This window comes from Pseudozobellia thermophila (assembly GCF_900141855.1).
In the GTDB taxonomy this organism is placed as follows: Bacteria; Bacteroidota; Bacteroidia; order Flavobacteriales; family Flavobacteriaceae; genus Pseudozobellia; species Pseudozobellia thermophila.
In genome coordinates, this window is sequence record NZ_FQYU01000013.1 from 24685 (window position 1) to 43012 (window position 18328).

The 18328-nt window shown below is 47.8% G+C and carries 21 protein-coding genes; 8 read left to right on the forward strand and 13 right to left on the reverse strand.

Translation table 11 applies throughout. The annotated features are described in order from the left end of the window. Positions 1-145 precede the first annotated feature (145 nt). From BUB37_RS19390 to BUB37_RS19405, 4 genes are all read left to right on the forward strand, one after another. Positions 146-874 (forward strand): DUF5995 family protein, encoded by a 729-nt coding sequence (locus BUB37_RS19390; RefSeq protein WP_262987432.1) that lies wholly within the window; start codon positions 146-148, stop codon positions 872-874. 73 nt (positions 875-947) lie between these two features. Further along, positions 948-1349 carry a DUF3995 domain-containing protein gene (locus BUB37_RS19395; protein WP_170863195.1) on the forward strand — a complete coding sequence of 134 codons (402 nt, stop codon included), beginning with the start codon at positions 948-950 and terminating at the stop codon, positions 1347-1349. A 68-nt stretch (positions 1350-1417) separates the two neighbouring features. After that, positions 1418-2359, forward strand: a complete 942-nt coding sequence (locus tag BUB37_RS19400; RefSeq protein ID WP_072995496.1) for a GSCFA domain-containing protein — start codon at positions 1418-1420, stop codon at positions 2357-2359. A gap of 67 nt (positions 2360-2426) precedes the next feature. Continuing rightward, a complete protein-coding gene (locus BUB37_RS19405; protein WP_072995497.1) occupies positions 2427-3041 on the forward strand; it encodes a DUF4230 domain-containing protein in 615 nt (204 codons plus the stop codon). A gap of 24 nt (positions 3042-3065) precedes the next feature. On the opposite strand, the gene BUB37_RS19410 is transcribed toward BUB37_RS19405, so the two are convergent. From BUB37_RS19410 to BUB37_RS21715, 4 genes are all read right to left on the reverse strand, one after another. Beyond that, the gene (locus tag BUB37_RS19410) at positions 3066-4322 is read right to left on the reverse strand and encodes a glucuronyl esterase domain-containing protein (RefSeq protein ID WP_072995498.1); all 1257 of its coding nucleotides are present in this window, start codon (positions 4320-4322) and stop codon (positions 3066-3068) included. A gap of 50 nt (positions 4323-4372) precedes the next feature. Further along, positions 4373-6139 (reverse strand): aromatic amino acid hydroxylase, encoded by a 1767-nt coding sequence (locus BUB37_RS19415; RefSeq protein WP_072995499.1) that lies wholly within the window; start codon positions 6137-6139, stop codon positions 4373-4375. Positions 6140-6277: 138 nt separating this feature from the next. Beyond that, positions 6278-6835, reverse strand: coding sequence for a DUF4136 domain-containing protein (locus BUB37_RS19420; RefSeq protein ID WP_072995500.1), 558 nt, complete (start codon positions 6833-6835; stop codon positions 6278-6280). A 69-nt stretch (positions 6836-6904) separates the two neighbouring features. Then, entirely contained in the window at positions 6905-7063 is a 159-nt protein-coding gene (locus BUB37_RS21715) for a C1orf53 family protein (RefSeq protein ID WP_170863196.1), read from the reverse strand. Between the two features lie 258 nt (positions 7064-7321). Between BUB37_RS21715 and BUB37_RS19425 the strand changes: the two genes are divergently transcribed. Genes BUB37_RS19425 through hemL form a run of 4 tightly spaced genes read left to right on the forward strand, consistent with a single transcriptional unit; the run spans position 7322 to position 10755 of the window. Further along, positions 7322-7657, forward strand: a complete 336-nt coding sequence (locus tag BUB37_RS19425) for a hypothetical protein (RefSeq protein ID WP_072995501.1) — start codon at positions 7322-7324, stop codon at positions 7655-7657. Beyond that, positions 7642-8568: a 1-aminocyclopropane-1-carboxylate deaminase/D-cysteine desulfhydrase gene (locus BUB37_RS19430; protein ID WP_397459885.1), complete on the forward strand. Its 927-nt coding sequence runs from the start codon at positions 7642-7644 to the stop codon at positions 8566-8568. The genes BUB37_RS19425 and BUB37_RS19430 overlap by 16 nt, the downstream gene beginning before the upstream one ends. Next, positions 8559-9416, forward strand: a complete 858-nt coding sequence (locus tag BUB37_RS19435) for a glucosaminidase domain-containing protein (RefSeq protein WP_072995503.1) — start codon at positions 8559-8561, stop codon at positions 9414-9416. Before BUB37_RS19430 ends, BUB37_RS19435 begins: the two co-directional genes overlap by 10 nt. A 58-nt stretch (positions 9417-9474) precedes the next feature. Continuing rightward, positions 9475-10755 (forward strand): glutamate-1-semialdehyde 2,1-aminomutase, encoded by a 1281-nt coding sequence (gene hemL / locus BUB37_RS19440; RefSeq protein ID WP_072995504.1) that lies wholly within the window; start codon positions 9475-9477, stop codon positions 10753-10755. A gap of 11 nt (positions 10756-10766) precedes the next feature. On the opposite strand, the gene BUB37_RS19445 is transcribed toward hemL, so the two are convergent. The 9 genes from BUB37_RS19445 to BUB37_RS21720 form a co-directional block, all read right to left on the reverse strand. Beyond that, positions 10767-11933, reverse strand: coding sequence for an alpha/beta hydrolase family protein (locus BUB37_RS19445; RefSeq protein WP_072995505.1), 1167 nt, complete (start codon positions 11931-11933; stop codon positions 10767-10769). Positions 11934-11940: 7 nt separating this feature from the next. Beyond that, entirely contained in the window at positions 11941-13443 is a 1503-nt protein-coding gene (locus BUB37_RS19450) for a TolB family protein (protein ID WP_072995506.1), read from the reverse strand. Positions 13444-13670: 227 nt separating this feature from the next. Beyond that, positions 13671-14720: an ACR3 family arsenite efflux transporter gene (gene arsB, locus BUB37_RS19455; RefSeq protein WP_072995507.1), complete on the reverse strand. Its 1050-nt coding sequence runs from the start codon at positions 14718-14720 to the stop codon at positions 13671-13673. 2 nt (positions 14721-14722) lie between these two features. Then, positions 14723-15337 carry an arsenate-mycothiol transferase ArsC gene (locus BUB37_RS19460; protein WP_244526907.1) on the reverse strand — a complete coding sequence of 205 codons (615 nt, stop codon included), beginning with the start codon at positions 15335-15337 and terminating at the stop codon, positions 14723-14725. A gap of 29 nt (positions 15338-15366) precedes the next feature. After that, positions 15367-15837 (reverse strand): DUF6428 family protein, encoded by a 471-nt coding sequence (locus tag BUB37_RS19465; protein WP_072995509.1) that lies wholly within the window; start codon positions 15835-15837, stop codon positions 15367-15369. Between the two features lie 50 nt (positions 15838-15887). Then, complete coding sequence (locus BUB37_RS19470) at positions 15888-16220, reverse strand: ArsR/SmtB family transcription factor (protein ID WP_072995510.1); 333 nt, start codon at positions 16218-16220, stop codon at positions 15888-15890. Between the two features lie 144 nt (positions 16221-16364). After that, positions 16365-17228, reverse strand: a complete 864-nt coding sequence (locus BUB37_RS19475) for a polysaccharide deacetylase family protein (protein WP_072995511.1) — start codon at positions 17226-17228, stop codon at positions 16365-16367. 146 nt (positions 17229-17374) lie between these two features. Continuing rightward, the gene (locus BUB37_RS19480; protein WP_072995512.1) at positions 17375-17815 is read right to left on the reverse strand and encodes a Spy/CpxP family protein refolding chaperone; all 441 of its coding nucleotides are present in this window, start codon (positions 17813-17815) and stop codon (positions 17375-17377) included. A 166-nt stretch (positions 17816-17981) separates the two neighbouring features. Continuing rightward, positions 17982-18137 (reverse strand): hypothetical protein, encoded by a 156-nt coding sequence (locus BUB37_RS21720; protein WP_170863197.1) that lies wholly within the window; start codon positions 18135-18137, stop codon positions 17982-17984. Positions 18138-18328: the final 191 nt, after the last annotated feature.

The window sequence follows — 18328 nt, forward strand, 5'->3', positions numbered from 1 at the left end:
GGCGAGGCGTTTTTCTTTTTATTTGGTGTTGGAACGGAAACCTAAGCGTATCGAATGGGTCGGGAGCATGTGGTAAAAATAAAGTAACTTACTATAAGCAATCATAATAGCAAACATAATCAGCCGTCCGACTACCATACCTGAAGTGCTCCGTCAATTGGATGTTATAATTGATACCGCCATTGCGACCAACAGCCGCATGGGCTTGTTCGCCTATGTGTACAGAAGGACAACGGCCCAAATACTAAAAGAGGTCGAGCTCGGAAATTTCGAGGATAATGACCGAATGGTAAAATTCGACGTCGAATTCGCCAATTTCTATCTCGACGCCTACCACGCTTATTCAAATGGCCTCGAGGTAAGCAGGTCGTGGGATTTTGCCTTTAAAAACGCAAAAGAGCCCTTGACCATTCTACAGCACGTTATGCTCGGAATCAATACGCATATCAATCTTGATCTGGCCATGGCGGTAAGTACCGTTATGAGGGAAAGGGAGTTGGCGGAAATAGAAAACGACTATAACACGGTAAACCGTATCCTTTCCGATATTGTCAATGAAATGCAAGACAGGCTTGGCCGTGTGTCCCCTTTACTTTTTATGTTGGATTGGGCAGGGAAAAATTCAGACGAGAAGATTATCGATTTTAGTATGGCCAAGGCCCGGGAGGTATCGTGGGGCAATGCGAACTTACTTTGGGGCTTGGGAATTGAACATCAAGGGGAAGCGATTAAAAATATCGATGGGGTAGTGCTGAAATTGAGTGAATTCATTAAGGCGCCCCAATCTAAGATTATCGGTTTTTTGCTCAGCCTCATAGGCCGGTTCGAGGAAAGGAATATCGGTAAGGTCATCGCAACCTTACGGGAAGACTGAATGGATTTGCCCTTGGTTTCGGGAGAAAAGAATAAGAATTAGGTATATGGTTTGCACGATTTTATCCTTGTTTTTGGCCTTTGTCTTCTTTGTGTTGGGAGGCTTTCATGTCTATTGGCTCTTTGGGGGTGTTTGGGCTGTGGAAAGAGTAATTCCGACAAAAGCGGGCGGGGAAGACTTGCCGGCGATTCCGAGAACGGCAACATTGATTGTGGGCCTTGTCCTAATTCTGTTTGCTTGGATGTACCTCATGAAATCGGGACTTGTCCCTGTCCAAGTTCCCAAGGGGATCATGAATTATGGATATTGGTTTATTCCTTCTATTTTTATTTTACGGGCCGTAGGCGATTTTAATTATGTGGGCTTTTTTAAGAAAATAAAACATACCGCATTCGCTAAGGCGGACTCAAAGGTATTTATTCCGTTATGTTTGGCCATTGGTATAATGGGAATACTGATTCAATTAATGGATTAAAAACAATAAGGAAGCGTAGAAATGAGGTAAGTCGCTATTTTTGAATGCGAGCCGGAAAATAAATGATAATGAAACTCCAAACACAAATACCTTTACAAAAGGCCGAAAAGCAAATCGATTATGAAAGTCGCTTGGTTTTTCTGGGGTCTTGTTTTTCGGAAAATATCGGGGAAAAGTTCACTTACTTCAAGTTTCGGTCGCTCCGGAACCCCTTCGGTATTTTGTTTCATCCCTTGGCCATTGAAAATTTGGTATCGCGGGCCCTTCGGAAGAAGCGGTATACCCAAGACGATATATTTTACCATAACGAACGCTGGCAGTGTTACGACGCCCATTCCGATTTAAGTGCCCTTTCCCAAGAAACCCTATTGGGGGCGCTCAATAATGGACTGGAAAAGACGGCGGAACATTTGGCAACCGCTACCCATATCGGTATCACTCTGGGAACGGCATGGGTGTATCGCCACTTGGAAACCGATACGGTGGTGGCCAACTGCCATAAAGTCCCGCAGAGGCAATTCTCAAAGGAGCTGTTGGGCATTGCGGAAATGATGGTGGCCCTGAATACCATTATGGACTCCGTTCGTTCGATAAACCCGAAGGCGCAGTTTATTTTAACCGTATCGCCCGTACGGCATCTAAAGGACGGTTTTGTGGAGAACCAGAGAAGTAAGGCACGTTTGATTTCGGCGGTCCACGCGGTTTTGCAAGAGGGGGTGTCTTATTTTCCTTCGTACGAGATCCAAATGGATGAGCTTAGGGATTACCGCTTCTACAAGGAGGATATGGTGCACCCCAATCGGTTGGCAGTTGAATACATCTGGGAAAAATTTAGTGCCGTCTGGATTGTCGAAAAGGCAAGGCCGGTCATGGATCGGGTGGATGCGGTTCAAAGGGGACTCTTGCACCGGCCGTTCTATCCGGATTCCGAACAACATCGGAAATTTTCAGAAAACCTGGAAAAAAAGATGGAAAACCTGCGGGAAGAGTTTCCGTTTATGGATTTTTAGCGGATATGGGCCAACCTTGGACCCCAAGACGGTTTTCGAATCTGATTTTCTGTTGTAACTTGTTCCTATGAAAAGAGTTCTTTTGGGGGCGGTCATTACCTTGGCCGCGGTATTGGTCTTTCGGTCCTGTGCGAAGGAAAAGGAAGCGCAATCGATTTTGACAGAAAATTCAATGCTCATACAGCAGCAAATCGAAAATGTCTCCAAATTGGTGGTTACCGAAGGACATTTTGCCGAAGTCTACAATTACAAGGACTCCAAAATGCTTTTCGGACCCTTTATCTCTGCCGAAAAGAAGGCCCTGGTCGTGGTCAACGCGGATGTTACCGTGGCCTATGACCTCGGGCAAATTGAGTTCGAGGTCGATGCAGCAAGCAAAACCCTCCGCATAAAAAGCATTCCCGAGCCGGAGGTAAAGATCAGCCCCGATTTTGAATATTACGATGTAAGTTCGGATTACTTGAACATGTTCGAAGCTTCCGACTACAACAAGATCAAGAAAAACGTGACCGCCTCGCTAATGAAGAAGGTAGAAGCGTCATCGTTGAAAAAGAACGCGCAAAACAGGTTGTTGAGCGAGTTGCAAAAGTTCTATATCCTTACCCGTTCGATGGGGTGGACCCTGGTCTATAGGGATGAGGTTGTGGAACAAGGCCTGCCCGAGGCCCTGTTCAACGACTGAACCTTTTTATGCCCCGGCCCCTTGCTATTTAACAAAGGTTTTCGCCCAGGTGATGTATTGCTCCCAATCGTAGTCGGTTACGTCGTGTTTGCCGCTGCGTATGTGGTAGGCCACCGTATTCTGCAAGGGTTGGTCAATGGCCGGCATTTCGGGGGAGTCGATTCCCTGCTTGCCGTAAAGGGCGTAAACCTTGGAAGCGTGATAGGCGGAAAGAAATTCGCCCTTGGGATCGGCCCATCGGTCTTCGGCCGCGCTGGCAACGTAAAGGGGCCTGGGGGCGACCAGGGCCAAGAGTTGGTGCTGGTCTACGGGCAGGGTACGCTCGTTGTTGCCGTATTTTTTGAAACTGCCCGCAAACCAATGCGGAAAGGAGTTGTTGATGCGGGCGACGGTCTCCCCGAATTTTCTCTTGGATAGGGCCGCACCCCCACATCCCGAGTTATTGCTAATGACCCCCGCGAATCGTTTATCGGTGGCTCCGGCCCACAGCGCGGCCTTGCCCAAACGCGAATGGCCGAATACGATGACGTCGCTAATATTGGTGTCGTTTTCGAGGTAATCCATGGCCTTGCTCAGGCCGAAGGCCCATGCCGCTATACTGCCCCATTCGTTCGTTTTTGGCTTTACTTGGCCGTCTTTGTAGAATAGTTGGTGTAACCCGTCGGAAAAATCATTTTTGTCGGGGTCGACCTCGCCATAATGGATGGTAGCCAATCCGTAGCCGTTGTCGAGCATTTTTTCAATGGCCCACCGGTGTTTTCTTACCCCTCTGGTAGCTTCGGTCGCCTTATGGTCGGTTATGCCGAAGCTTTCGTTGTTCGATACCCAAGCCTTGGTGATGGGCACCTTGGGGTCGTCGGTGACCGTATGGTTTCCGTAGAAATTATAGCCTAGAAAAACGGGGGCCTTAGGATTGCCTTTTGGAAGGTATATCAATAGGTTGTAGGTTATGGTACGTTTGTTCTTGGTCAGGCTTATGGCCACTTGTTTGCGGCGTGCCTTGCCGCCATAGGCATCATCGCTTTCTTCCCATAGTTTAAAGGAATACTCGTCGAGTCGGTCGGGAACCTTGCCGTAGACCTGCCGCTCAAAAAATTGGAAAATTTCGAACCTACGGTTTTCTTCCCATTGTGTTTTGTTCGCTATGGGATTTCCGCTAAAGGTGGTCAACGGATCCGGAAGTGGGAACTTGGGAACCTTTGATTCGTCGTAATTGGCTTCGGGTTGGGCAAAGATCATAGGACTAAGAAGTAAAATGGCGATCGTAATGAGGTTTTTCATGGTGTTCAATTTGGTTGTTGGGCGTAGGGTTAAAAGCGGTCGGTTGGGCGTCATTCCAATTGCTGGGATTGAAATGCCTTGTCGACGAGTTGAAGACCGTCATCGATCAAACGGCCGAATTTAGGGTTGTTTTGTTTTACGGTTTCCAAATGGTCGGCGATTTCTTGGGCGAAATCGCTGTCGCCGTTGGTCTGGGCCAATTCGTACAGTTCAACGGACAGAAGCCAGTCGTCGGGGAACTGGGCCCTTAGCGCCTCGAAGACCTTATGGCGCGAAATGGTTGTGTTGTTGCCTTCGCGAAAATTCCGGATCTGCCCATAGAATTGTTCGAGTTGTGCCTTTTCATCGGGCTTGTTCGTTTTTACGGGGGTAGGTGAGATCGAATGTGAAACCAGGTCAAAACTGTTGAGGTCGGCGACCCCATGATAGGCCGAAACCACTTTTTGGCCTACGGCCATACTATAAAGCCCATCGCCTTTCGAGGCGAATAGTACACTGTCTTTGTGTTTGACCACGCAGTTCTTAAAGGTTACCAAAAGTATTTGCCCTTGAAGGTTTCGGGTGCCCGTAATTATTTCGCCCGAAATTCTAATGTCTCCCTCAAATTCCAATGTTACCGTGCGGCCTTCATAGATATTGTAGGCCTTCAGGTCTCTCGGGCCCATATCCTCTATGGCGATATTGATGCCCTTAAGCTTCCCCAAGGGGGAACCGAAGCCGTTGGCATGGCGTTGCGTACCGTGGCCTACCAGTTCCTTTTCGCGAAAGGCCAAGGCCGTTTTTCCCTTGGTCTTTACGTATACGGGGCGGCCCTCGTGTTCGATTACACTTTCAAAGTTGCCCGAAATTTGCAATCCGGTACTCAGTTCTATGGTTCCGATTTCCTTTGACTCAATTAGTTTTTTTATTCCTTGCAAACCACCGGTCCGTAGTGCCATGGTATTGGCAAAATCCTCCAAAACCTGACTTAAAAAGGCAAAATCGGGCGTGACGAAGAGTTGGGGTTGGGGTTGGGTAATATCGAAGGGTGTGTAGGCCGCCTCTATGCTGTAGGGGACCTTTTTTACCTGATCGGTCATGCACCACGCACTTTCCCCGATCGACGATAAAAGTCCGGCACCGTAGATCTTGGGGTTTTCCAGGCTACCTATTAGGCCGTATTCGACCGTCCACCAATGCAGGTTGCGGATCAAGGCCATCTCACTGGGCTCGCCCATGTTTTTTTGTAGCTCGTCGATGCGTTTTTCGGCCGTTTCGATTTCGGTTTTGGGTGTGTCGGCGGCTTCCTTTATGATCGACAGGTGCCTTACCGCCTCGTAGAGTTCGAAATCTTTGGCATTGGAAATGGCCTTGCATCCTATTTCCCCGAACCTTCTTAAATACTCGGCGTACTCGGGGTTGGCGATGATAGGGGCATGGCCGGCACCTTCGTGTATGATATCGGGTGCGGGGGTATATTCGATATGTTCGAGCTGCCTGATATCGGAAGCTATGACCAAGACATTGTAGGCCTGAAACTCCATAAAGGCCGAAGGGGGTATGAACCCGTCGACGGCGACGGCCGCCCAACCGATTTCCTTAAGAATGCGGTTCATGCCGTACATGTCCGGGATATGGTCGACCGAAAGCCCCGTTTTTTTTAGCCCTTCAAGGTAGGATCCGTGGGCCACCTCGCTGAGGTAATCGACGTTTTTTCGCATCACATAGCGCCATACCGCCTGGTCTATTGCCGTGTAGTCGGCATAATTCTGCGGTTTGATGTACTGCCTTAAATGTTGGGGCAATTTGTCTAAAACAGGATTGCTTTGGTACGACATGGCATAGGGTGTTTACACAAAGTTACAAAAAGCCTAAAATAAGATAAGTTGTTCGTATCAAGGTGCTTCCGTATTTAAAAAAAGCCCTCCTTTGTCTTGAAAGAGGGCTTTATGTCGTTTTTTTGAATACATTGGCGATTATCGGGCCGCAACCTTGTTGGGGGGGTATTGCATAAGAATTTCGGATACGAACTCTTGAATACGGGCCTCCTTCTTTTCGATGTTGTTGATGTTGCCCAAATTGCCTACACCTTTGCCCTGCCAGACGAGTTCCTTGCTTTTGGCGTCGATAAGGTCTATGTACAAGGATCCCTCGGTTCGGGTGCTTACATTGTTTCCGCCCCATCCCGGACCCCAGTAATAAGGGCTCCAGCCCCAGCCGTACGGGCCGCCCCAATAGTTGTTGTAAATGTCGACCTGTTGTTTTTCCTTGGTAAAGATGCTTACCAAAATATCGGGGTTTTCAGACTTTGTAAAACCGCGTTTAGACATTTCCGACTCGATGGCACGGAGGATCCGTTTTTTGTCCAAATCCGAAATCTGGGCCTTATCGATACCGGTTTTGTAAAAGGCATAGGTGTTGTATGAATTAAAGTCGGCTTCCTTATCATAGTCGGAAAGTACTTGGACCGAGGAACATGAGCTCAAGAACAGCAGAATGAGCATCGGAACCACCAAAAATGTATTCTTTTTCATAATGTTTCAATATTTGCAGTTAACGAAATGTATAAACCAAGTCTCAAAAATCATGCCGAAGACCCTTGTTTATCGAGGTCCTTTCTTTATGTCAAATCCGTAAGGGCAGTGCCTACAGCCACTTTCGCAACAATACCCCCTTTTTTGTAAATACTGGGCCGTAAAAACCCTGTACCCTTCTTTCGAATAATAATAGTCGCCCGCTTCGAGGGGTATTATTTTCTTCATTTAAAGCTCTTTTTTAATCACCTTCGTTCGAGCCTGGTGCAATGGGCGATATGAAATTGTCCCGAAAAGCAAGATCCAGATTCCTTAAGTTACAAATTAATGGCAACGAACAATCAAATTTAAATCCAAAATCGTATATTTTATGGGTATTTGGCGTTATTTTAACGCGTATAGGCAACCGACGGCGACCTTGTTCCGTTATCGAAAACCGGGGTCGACCTACAATTAACGCTGTTTTCGGCCGTTTAACCTTCGATTATGATCTTAGTTTTTAAACATCTCTTTTACAAGAACTATGTCGGACTTTCACTTTGGCCGTTTATCATCCTTAAGGACGATACGCTTAAAAACGATATTGTTTTGATCAATCACGAGCGTATTCACCTAAGGCAACAGCAAGAGTTGCTGATTGTTTTTTTCTACATTTTTTATATTTCCGAATGGCTTGTTCGAACCATGTGCTATTTGGATAGTTACAAGGCCTACCAGAACATTAGTTTTGAACGTGAGGCCTATGCCAATGAGAAGAACCTCGAATATATTGCCGCCCGTAGGCCTTTGGCCTTTATTAAATATCTTTGGCGCACAGAATAGCCCTTGTGAACGCCCTTACCCAATACATACAGCTCCCCCTTTTGACCGAAAAGAAGGTCGATCTGGCCATTAAACGGGAAGATTTGCTGCATTTGCATATATCGGGCAATAAGTACCGTAAGCTCTTCTACAACCTGAAGGAGGCCCGGGAACAGGGGCATCATACCTTGCTGACCTTCGGGGGCGCCTATTCGAACCATATTGCGGCCACCGCCTATGCGGGCAAAAAATATGGTTATAAGACCATTGGGGTCATTCGGGGAGAGGAACTGGCCGATAAATGGCGGCATAACCCGACTTTGCAATTGGCCCATGACCATGGTATGCATTTCACGTTTGTGTCCAGGGACGAATACCGCAGCAAGGACGATCCGTCGTTCATCGCGCGCCTGGTGACGGAATGGGGCGCGTTCTACCTGCTTCCCGAAGGAGGAACCAATACCTTGGCCATTAAGGGATGTGAGGCTATATTGAACGATGGGGATCGCGGTTTTGATCATATCGCTTGTGCGGTCGGAACAGGGGGGACCATTGCCGGAATAAGCAATTCGGCCCGCAAGGGACAACAGGTTTTGGGCTTTCCTGCCCTAAAGGGCGATTTTTTAAAGGAAGATATTCGTAAATTTGCCCTAAAGGAAAACTGGAGCTTGTTTTCGGACTATCATTTTGGGGGCTATGCCAAGGTGAATGCCGACTTGGTCCACTTTATCAATTGGTTTAAGGAAAACACCGGAATTCCTTTAGATCCGATTTATACCGGCAAGATGATGTTCGGTATCTTTGATTTGATAAAACGGGATTATTTCCTTCCCGGCTCCAAGATTTTGGCCGTTCACACGGGGGGTCTACAGGGCATAAAAGGAATGAACGAGAACTTGAAAAAGAAAAACCTTCCATTGCTATGCGTGTAATACGTAAACTTCTATTGCTGTCCGTTCTGGGTGTATTTTTTATAGGGTGCAAGGCCAAACGTACCGTTTCACAAACCCGACACCACGAGCGGGCCAAGACCGAAACCGTCAGGGTCGTGAAAGAGAAGAGGAAAGCCGATGACGGACTTTATCCCATGCCGGAAGATACGGGGAAATTTGTACGGTTCAATATCGACTCCCCCGAAGAGTATATCGAAACATTTTCGGAAATAGCACAGATGGAAATGAAGGCCTTTGGAATACCGGCCAGCATCACCTTGGCACAAGGCCTTTTGGAAAGCGGCTTCGGCAAGGGAGCCCTGGCCCTTAAGACGAACAACCATTTTGGTATCAAATGCCATACGGGTTGGGATGGGGACTACGATTTTCACGATGATGACGAAAAGGGGGAGTGCTTCAGAAAATACAACCACCCCATGTACTCCTATCGAGACCACAGCCTTTTTTTAAAGAACAGGTCGCGCTACGCCTTTCTGTTCGATTATCCTTCCGACGATTACAAACGCTGGGCCAAGGGCTTAAGGCAGGCCGGCTATGCTACGGATAAGCGCTATCCCCAAAAGTTGATTTCACTTATCGAACGGCATCAATTGTACCGTTATGACAAAGCGGTGCTGGGCGATGCCTATGGTAGGCGAAGCCAGCAGGCGGTGGCAGTGAATACGGCCCCTAGCTTTCATGTGGTACAGCCGGGCGATACCCTGTATTCGCTGTCAAAACGATACTCGGTTTCGGTAGACGAGCTGATGCGCTGGAACTACATGTACGATACCAACCTTTCCGTAGGGCAAAAACTTACCGTTAAGACCGAGAATTATAACAAGTAGTCTTCGTAGGGGGGACCCCGGTCTATGAAAACCATAAGTCAAAACAAAAATTTCATTTATGATCTATAAAAGAAGTAGTGCCCTTTTTGCCGAGGCCCAAAAGTATATACCCGGAGGTGTCAATTCCCCTGTAAGGGCCTTTAAGGCCGTTGGCGGGGATCCCATTTTTGTAAAAGAGGCCAAGGGGGCCTACCTCTACGACGAAGATGGCAACCGTTTGATCGATTATATCGCTTCGTGGGGTCCGCTTATTTTGGGCCATGCCTACGGGCCGGTAATCGAGGCGGTCATCGATAAGGCGAAAAAAGGGACCTCGTTCGGAATGCCTACGCAAATAGAGACCGAATTGGCCCGATTGGCCGTTTCGATGGTGCCCAACATAGACAAGATACGCTTCGTAAATAGTGGCACCGAGGCCTGTATGAGCGCCATTCGCCTGGCGAGGGGCTATACCAAAAGGGATAAAATCATCAAGTTTGCGGGCTGTTACCACGGCCATTCCGATTCGTTTTTGATCCAGGCAGGAAGCGGGGCGGTTACCTTTGGTAGTCCGAACAGCCCAGGGGTAACCCAGGGTACGGCCAAGGATACCCTATTGGCCAAGTACAACGATTTGGAAAGTGTTCGCGAATTGATCAGGGCCAACCAAGGTGAAATAGCCGCAGTTATAATCGAGCCCATAGCGGGAAATATGGGGTGTATCGTTCCTTCGGAAGATTTTATCAAGGGACTCAGAAAGCTTTGTACCGAAGAGGGCGTTCTATTGATTTTCGATGAGGTAATGACCGGTTTCCGATTGGGAAGGGGAGGTGCCCAGGAAGCCTTGGGCATCGATGCCGATATCCTTTGTTTTGGAAAGGTTATCGGGGGAGGCCTGCCCGTCGGGGCCTTTGCCGCCAGGGCTGAAATTATGTCCTATTTGGCTCCCGAAGGTCCCGTATACCAAGCAGGGACCTTGAGTGGGAACCCCTTGGCGATGGCCGCTGGCCTGGCCATGTTGACCGAACTGAACAACAGGCCCGAAGTATTCAAAAGCTTGGAAGACAAGACGGCCTACCTACATGAGGGGTTTGACAAGGTGTTAAAGGACAAAGGGGTACCTTACCGGATAAACCGATATGGCAGTATGATGTCCGTTCATTTTACCGAAGGACCCGTGGTCGATTTTGAAACCTCTGCCAAGGGCAATAACGAAACCTTTAAGAAATTCTTCCACGGTATGTTGGATCAAGGGGTCTATTTACCGCCCAGCGCATTTGAAAGCTACTTTTTGAACGATGCCCTAAGCTATTCGGATTTGGACGCCACCATTGAGGCCCTCGATAAGATCGACCTGTAACCCTAAGCCCTTTACGGGCGTATGTTCAAATAATCCATAACCGCTTCGTTGCCCATTAAGGCCGATTTGGGCATGGGGTTGTTCGGGGTAAAGACTTTGAGGTCGTCGGGAGGCAAAATCGTTACAAAATCTTCTTGATATCCCTCGTCGTAAGGCACGTTGCCCATGCTTAAATCTAAATGGTGGCCAAAGAAATTGTAGGCGGACGTTCGTTTTGAATAACCGTAATCGTGCTTTTCGGTCGGTAGGTGAACGTTTTCCACTTTGTGTTCCGCATCGTACAGGGCATATACTTTTTGCACATAGGGATATTCGACCCTGGGCGTGTTTCTCGTCCAATCGGCGCCATCCGATACCATCAACATGGGGCGCGGCGCGCATAGGGCCGCGATTTCGACATTGTTCGTCTGGTGGTCCTCGCTTTTGTGAATGGGCATTCCGCTTTCGCAAACACAACCTCCGAAGAAATGTGCCGAAACCTGTACCACGGGGGCCGATGCCTTGATCCGGTCATCGATGGCCGTCAGTACAAAGGTTTGGGTGCCTCCGCCCGAACCTCCCGTCATACCGATTCGCTCAGGGTCTACATCGGGTCTGGACAATAGATACTCCAGCACCCTCTTGCTGTTATAGGTTTGCAGTACGAGTGCAATGGGTATTTTGTGCTCGACCTGCTTGCTTTCCCCGTAGCCTACCATGTCGTAGGCGAAAACAATAGCCCCCATTCGCGCCAAAACGGCGGCTCTTTTTTGAATGTAGTGCGTAAAGCGTTTATCGGCAAGGTGACCGTGCGGGGAAAGAATACCGGCGTATTTTTCCCTTTTCAGGGTTGGGCGGTAGAGGTTTCCGGTTATGTAGAAGCCCGGAAAACTTTCAATGGCAATATTCTCTACAATGTAACCGTCCATCTCCCTTGTGTTGCGGATTATAGCATTGAAGTTGCCGTTTGATTTTGGCATTTTGTTCAATTGCATCCCCTCGATTATCCCTTGTTTTATTCGTTCGGATCGGGCCTCCCAGCTTGGCAGGTCGTTCCATTCGGAGGCAAATTTTTTAAGCATAAGGTTGCCTTGGTCTTCCGACCAATAACGACCTACGCATAACATGTTGTCTTGGGCTTGAAAACTGCTGATAAAGAGTAAAAAAGCGGAAAGGGTCAAAAATGTCTTGCGTTTCATAATTTGGTTATTCTATTTTGGTGTTACTTATAAAGGCTATATGCTTGCTATCGGGCGACCAACTCGGTACGTTGATCGTTCCCTGCCCTCCGTATAGGTAGGCCACTACCTTTATTCGTCCCCCGTTTACGGGCATGGTTCTCAAGTATACTTGTTTGTAAAAAGGATGTGCACCGGGGTCGACCTCGGGGGCGTACGATAGAAAAACCAGGGTTTGTCCATCAGGTGAAATATGCGGAAACCAATTCTGGAAGCGATCGTTGGTAAGCTGTTCTTGTTGGCTCCCGTCAGGTTTCATACGCCAAAGTTCCATTGAGCCCGTTCTGGCGGAGTTAAAATAAATATATTTTCCGTCGGGACTGTACTCCGATCCATCGTCCAAGGTGGGTTGGTTCGTCAATTGTATTTCCTTGCCGCTACCGTCGGAAGCGATCTTGTAAATATCGTAGATGTTGTTGCGGCCGCCGGTATAGGTCAGCCACTTGCCATCGGGAGACCACCCGTGCAGGTAACTCGGGCCGGTTGAGGTAATCCTCTTCGGTTTTCCTCCGCTGACCGGAAGGGTGTATATCAGGGATCCGTATTCCTCTTCCCCGCTGGCACTGCTAATGCCCAACATCTGGCCATCGAATGAAAGTACGTGGTCGTTGTTATTGTTCTGAACGAAATCGGTGTCGAGTTGGGCTATCTTTCCCGTGGCCAAATCGTAATGGTAGATAAGGCCCTCGCTGTTGTAGATAAGGCTTTTGTTGTTCGGTGTCCAGTTCGGAGCCTGAATCGAATTGGTCGAGGTATGGAGAATTTTCCGTTTACCGGTGGCTACCTCCATTCGCTCCAAGTGGCTGCCGATGTATTCTTTGTAGGGCACTAAATTTTTGGGCGCGGGCAATACAATTCGCACGTTTTCAAAATCGGCGCTCTCTATCACATCGGCGTTGTGCGAGCATACAAAAAGCCCCGTAAAAAGTTCTTCCGGGAATTCGAAATGCGGAAGTTCAACGGTCCAGAATGGATCGCCATATTTGGCAACGCTTAACAGAAAGCTTCCGTTGCGTCTTTCGAGCTGAATTATATCGGGCCCTGTAACGGGCGATTTAATTTCTTCTGCATCGGCCCCGTGCTTTTTTCGGTATTGGAAGGAGGTGAGTCCGTCGCCATGAACCGTTGCACAGACCATTGGCGATCCGGTGTCCAGACCGGTACGCACCATCCAACCCAATTTGCGGTGCGGGTCTATTCCTTCGCCAATAAATTTAGCGCGGGTACGAACGATAAAATCACCGGTGAGTTTTTTGTACGCAAAATGAAATTCATCTTTGTCGAACCAGATGTTTCCTCCTGCCCCCGAAAGCCTGTAGGTTTGCGACCCACTGTCGTATACCGTTTTTCCTTTGTGTATTACGGCCCCTACATCATCGGCGTTCTCGAATAGGCCCACTGGGTTTTGTGCATGAGCTAAGAGGGTCATGCAACAGACGAGTAGCACGGGCATAATTTTTTTAGTATCCATTTTTCAATAGTTAAGCCGGTGGGCCCTAAAATGCCTTAGGGCAAAGTGCTGTTTTTGAGGGAATAACTAAAGATAAGGGATTGTATTTAAAGTTCGGATAAAAAAATGGGGGCGATTTTGATTTCGCCCGAGGGAGTAAGGAAAACTTGGGTTTTTTGGATAAAGCAAGGCAGGGCATGTTTTAAACATGCCCTGCCTTGTCAAATGGTTAGTGCAAGTACACAAGCCTATTGAGCCACGGTTTTTTTATAGTATTTCTTTCTTGCCCATAGGGCTACTTTTACGAGTAGGATCAAGGCCGGCACCTCGATCAGGGGGCCTATGACGCCCGTAAAGGCCTGCCCTGAGTTCAACCCGAAAACGGCAATGGCAACGGCAATGGCCAGTTCAAAATTGTTTCCGGCAGCCGTAAAGGCTACCGCCGTCGTCTTGTCGTATTCGGCACCCGTTGCCTTGGTGACAAAGAAGCCGATAAGGAACATAAGGGCGAAATAAATCAACAAGGGTACGGCAATGATGAGTACATCCATAGGGATCTGAACGATCAGTTCGCCCTTTAACGAGAACATGATCACTATGGTGAACAAGAGGGCGATCAGGGTAAGGGGCGAGATGGTAGGAATGAATTTTTTGCTATACCATTCCTCTCCCTTTAACCGTACCAATACGGATCGGCTTAGAATACCCAATAGAAAGGGAATACCCAGATAGATGGCTACGCTCTCGGCTATGGTCCCGATGCTGATATCGACGATGGCCCCCTCGAAACCGAAATAGGGGGGCAGTACGGTAATGAAAATCCACGCGTAGAAACTATAGGCGAAAACCTGAAAGATACTGTTCAGGGCCACGAGTCCGGCACCGTATTCACTGCTTCCCTCGGCCAGGTCGTTCCACACCAATACCATGGCAATGCAGCGGGCCAGGCCGATCAAGATCAGTCCGACCATGTACTCCGGGTAGTCGCGAAGAAAGATGATGGCCAAAAAAAACATGAGTACGGGCCCTACGATCCAATTCAAGAGCAATGAAATGGAGAGTATTTTGACATTCTTGAAGACCTTGGGCAGAAGGGCGTAGTTTACTTTGGCCAAGGGCGGGTACATCATCAGGATCAGCCCAATGGCAATGGGTATGTTGGTGGCCCCACTGCTCATTGAATTGACAAGGTTCGGAAACGTAGGGAAAAAATAACCTATGCCTACTCCTAGGAGCATGGCGACAAAAATCCATAAGGTCAGGTTTCTATCGAGAAAACCCAGTTTTTTTCCAGCCATAATCAGGGTTTGATTTGAGAGAAAACGTAAAACAATTCCGTAGCGATCTGCATACTCCTTTCCTGGTACTTTTCGGCCTGTTGCGGGGTGTTGTCGAATGCTTTCGGGTCTTCGAAAGTGATCGGGATACGCTTTTCCGCCCCTGCGATAAACGGACAACCATTATCGGCCTGCGAGCAGGTCATTACAGCCGCAAAATGGGATTTTGGGTTAAATTCACTATCCAGCTTTTTGGAAAATCCGATAATGGGATGCTCGTTTTCGTCGTATTTGATGCTATAGACCGGGTTGTCGTCGGTTTCGGAGATTTTAAAGACCTTGAAACCAGCCTGCTTCAGGGTTTCGGCCACCATGGGAAAGAGCGCCGTACTTTCGGTGCCCCCCGAATAGCAGGATACATTGCCTATGTTGAAATAGGAGGCAAGGGCCTGGGCCCAAACTTGGGACAAATGGCTTCTACGCGAGTTGTGGGTACAGATAAAATTAATACGTACGGTCTCTTTGCGGTCTACTTTTCCCTGTATGAATTCAACCAGGGGTCTTAAGGTATTTTTACGGGCCTCCGCGATACTTTCAACGTTGAGACGCGATAGGGTCTCCTCTATTTTCTTGTACAAGGGTATGGGTTTTTCAAGTGAAACTTAGGTTAGCAGCATCCGCTTTGGGGAGAGCAACATCCGCCGCTCGATTGTAGTTCCGATAATTTGACCTTGGGTTTTTCCTCTGGGATACCACACTTGTCCTTGGCCAGGCAATCGGTCTGCTTGGTGGTAAGCAGGAAGTGGGTACCGTCGAAGTCCAAACCGAATTTTTCGATTGTGCGGCCTTGGTATTCCACCTCGATTTCCAAGTCGTCCAAATCCAAGGTCTTTTGTGAAAGTTCGATGATGTGGGTCAGTTTTTCGGGGTGTAGTCGATGGTCGTAGTCATTGGCGTCCCACAGTTGAAAGTTGGCCACTTCCTCTTTTCGCACCGTACCGCCACAGTCGATAAAATGCTTGGTTACCCTACCTACCTCGGTTACGTGAAAATGCCTGGGCACCAGTTCGCCGTTGGGCAATTGGAAGGCAATTTGATCTAGTTTTGACAAATGTTCCTTGATTTCTGAAAGTTTCATAACTATCCTTCTTTTATTGTAATGTTACGATTAAATAGGTTAAAATTTTTTTAACAGCAATCTTCTTTTTTTGAGATGTCTTGGTTGAGGAACTCGAGCATGGTTTCCTTCATACCTGTCCAGCTTTCATTATCGATGCAATAACAAACACTGGTTCCCTCGACGTTGCCTTTTATCAGCCCGAGCTGCTTGAGTTCTTTAAGATGTTGTGAAATTGTGGGTTGGGCCAAACCGATTTCATCGACCAAGTCTCCGCAGATACAGGCATTGATCTTAAAAAGATGCTGTAATATGGCTACCCGTGCCGGATGGCCGAAGGCCTTGGCGAACAGTGCAATCTGGTTTTGACGATCGGTAAATATCTCAGTTTTTGCTAAGCCCATATTCCATATTGTTATATTGCAATATTACGATTAATAATCGAAGTACCCAAAAATATCGACTTTATTTGAGTGCTCTGCGGGGGCATCGGGGCTTCCATGAAGCATGGAGGTATGTTCAAATGCCCGACCTGGGTCATGGGGCGCTTATTTGAGCGCCTTATTGATGTCGCCCCAGGTAATCAGTTGTATTTGGTTTTTGTCGATTAGGCCCTTGTTCCGGTCATTGGTAAAAAAATCAAGGTCTATCTGCCTCCATTCCGACCCAAAGTTAGGGTGGTCGACCGTAATGCCCTTCATTTCCTTATCGTCAAATGCCGGGTGAATCAATAAGAGGTTAAGGCCACAGGGCAGGTTTTCCATTATATCCCTGTAGTGTTCTGAGAGCCGGCCGTTTTCAAAATGCTCGAAATTGCCAAAGTGGGCGTTGTCGATGGTAAAATCATGTAGTTCCAAATTCGATTTTGGGTCGAGTTGGACCATTTTCATCAGTTGCCCGTTCATCAGAACCGGAAGGCCGAACTTCTGGCCCATGCTCCGGTAGACCTTGAAAAAGTCGGGGTGGGCGCCCACGCTGTACATATGGGAATCGAGATGGGTGGGATGGAGCCCGAAGGCAAGGGCCTTTTCGATTTGGGCCTGTAGCTCCTTGGCCACATCGTCGGGTGAGGCCTTTCTTCGAAGCTCTTCGCGTGTTTTGTAAAAATAGCCGTTTTCGTCGACCAGGCTGGGCACTTCGGAAACGGGCAGTACGGGGCCGAATTTGTATTTCGCCCATTCGCAGGTCAGGGTCAGGTGGATTCCGTAATCGTATTGCGGGTTTTGTTTGGCATATAAGGCTATTTCATAAAACCACGGGCAAGGTACCATAATGCTGTACGAATTGACAAAGCCCTTTTCGAGGGCCTGGATCGTTGCCCGGTTTTCGGAATGGGAAAGTCCGGCATCGTCGGCATGTATGATCAATAACTTCGCATTCTGGGCAAACCCCAGTTTTTGTATGATATCCATAAGAAAGATAAGATTTGTGTTCGTATGGGATTTAAGGGCGAAGTTAACAAATTGTATGGGCTATGGCCTCCTTGTTTCCGTTGAGGTAGGGGGCAATAAAAAGGCCGCCCGATCGGGCGGCCTTAAAAATGCTTTTAAGAAAGGAATTACCTTCTCGAATGACGTTCCTTCCCTCTTCGGTCTCCATCCTTTTTCTTTCTGTTATGGGCCATTTTCTGCCATTTTTGATATTGCTCCTCGGATAGGATCTTCTTCATTTCGGCCTTGTGGGCGATCATTTTGTCCAAACGCTCGTTTTGCATGGCGTATCGCTCTTCCGCAGTGGGTTTCTTGGCCTCTCCTTTTTCCCTGGCGGCTTTGCGTTCTTCCATCTTGGCTTTTCTTTCCTTGGCCTGTTCTAGGTTAATGGCCTGTATTTTTGCTTGCTGCTCTTGGGTGAGGTCGAGGGCCAAGGTCATTTTTTTGGTCTGTAGCGTGGCTACTTGTTCCGGACTCAGGTCTTTCATGCCCCTGTTTCCTCTTTCTCCTTTCTGGGCCATCGCTGTCAGGCCCACCATGCACAATACTATAACAAATACTTTCTTCATTTTTTTATGTTTTAGAAATTACACCTATATGACGGCCCCAATGGGTTTTGGTTTAATGCATCCTCTAAAATTATAAATTGTTTAACAGGTGGTACCGAGACTTTTGGGCATAAAAAAAGAGTGTGAAATCACACCCTTGCCTAGTAGGTTTTGGTAATATATGTCTTTAGTCCCCTGCCTTATCGGTGGCAACGTGTTCGATATCGGCCGATGCCATTTCCGGACCTTGGGAAGCCTCTTCGGTGTTCGTTTCGCTATAGTAGAGTATGGATGCTAAAATGAATGCGGCTAAGTAAAGGGAACTTTTGAATCTTTCTGACATGGGACGTGTTTTTTTGATTTCTGATACTAAAGTAGACAAAAGTGGTGCACGAAATTGTAAGTTGTTGTGTAGGCCGCTTGGTATGTGGTCAAAAAGCCTAAAAATGTGGTATGCATGGTTCGTACATCGATGAATTATGTATTTCGTCGGCAAATCCGACATTTGATAGGGAGCAAAGATCGACTGCAAAG

Coding starts and splice junctions, on each gene's coding strand:
- BUB37_RS19475 (WP_072995511.1), bottom strand. CDS start 17,228: ATGGATATCATACAAAAACTGGGGTTTGCCCAGAATGCGAAGTTATTG.
- BUB37_RS19480 (WP_072995512.1), bottom strand. CDS start 17,815: ATGAAGAAAGTATTTGTTATAGTATTGTGCATGGTGGGCCTGACAGCG.
- BUB37_RS19415 (WP_072995499.1), bottom strand. CDS start 6,139: ATGTCGTACCAAAGCAATCCTGTTTTAGACAAATTGCCCCAACATTTA.
- BUB37_RS21720 (WP_170863197.1), bottom strand. CDS start 18,137: ATGTCAGAAAGATTCAAAAGTTCCCTTTACTTAGCCGCATTCATTTTA.
- BUB37_RS19445 (WP_072995505.1), bottom strand. CDS start 11,933: ATGAAACGCAAGACATTTTTGACCCTTTCCGCTTTTTTACTCTTTATC.
- arsB (WP_072995507.1), bottom strand. CDS start 14,720: ATGGCTGGAAAAAAACTGGGTTTTCTCGATAGAAACCTGACCTTATGG.
- BUB37_RS19405 (WP_072995497.1), top strand. CDS start 2,427: ATGAAAAGAGTTCTTTTGGGGGCGGTCATTACCTTGGCCGCGGTATTG.
- BUB37_RS21715 (WP_170863196.1), bottom strand. CDS start 7,063: ATGAAGAAAATAATACCCCTCGAAGCGGGCGACTATTATTATTCGAAA.
- BUB37_RS19420 (WP_072995500.1), bottom strand. CDS start 6,835: ATGAAAAAGAATACATTTTTGGTGGTTCCGATGCTCATTCTGCTGTTC.
- BUB37_RS19470 (WP_072995510.1), bottom strand. CDS start 16,220: ATGGGCTTAGCAAAAACTGAGATATTTACCGATCGTCAAAACCAGATT.
- BUB37_RS19410 (WP_072995498.1), bottom strand. CDS start 4,322: ATGAAAAACCTCATTACGATCGCCATTTTACTTCTTAGTCCTATGATC.
- BUB37_RS19450 (WP_072995506.1), bottom strand. CDS start 13,443: ATGGATACTAAAAAAATTATGCCCGTGCTACTCGTCTGTTGCATGACC.
- BUB37_RS19465 (WP_072995509.1), bottom strand. CDS start 15,837: ATGAAACTTTCAGAAATCAAGGAACATTTGTCAAAACTAGATCAAATT.
- hemL (WP_072995504.1), top strand. CDS start 9,475: ATGATCTATAAAAGAAGTAGTGCCCTTTTTGCCGAGGCCCAAAAGTAT.
- BUB37_RS19425 (WP_072995501.1), top strand. CDS start 7,322: ATGATCTTAGTTTTTAAACATCTCTTTTACAAGAACTATGTCGGACTT.
- BUB37_RS19400 (WP_072995496.1), top strand. CDS start 1,418: ATGAAACTCCAAACACAAATACCTTTACAAAAGGCCGAAAAGCAAATC.
- BUB37_RS19435 (WP_072995503.1), top strand. CDS start 8,559: ATGCGTGTAATACGTAAACTTCTATTGCTGTCCGTTCTGGGTGTATTT.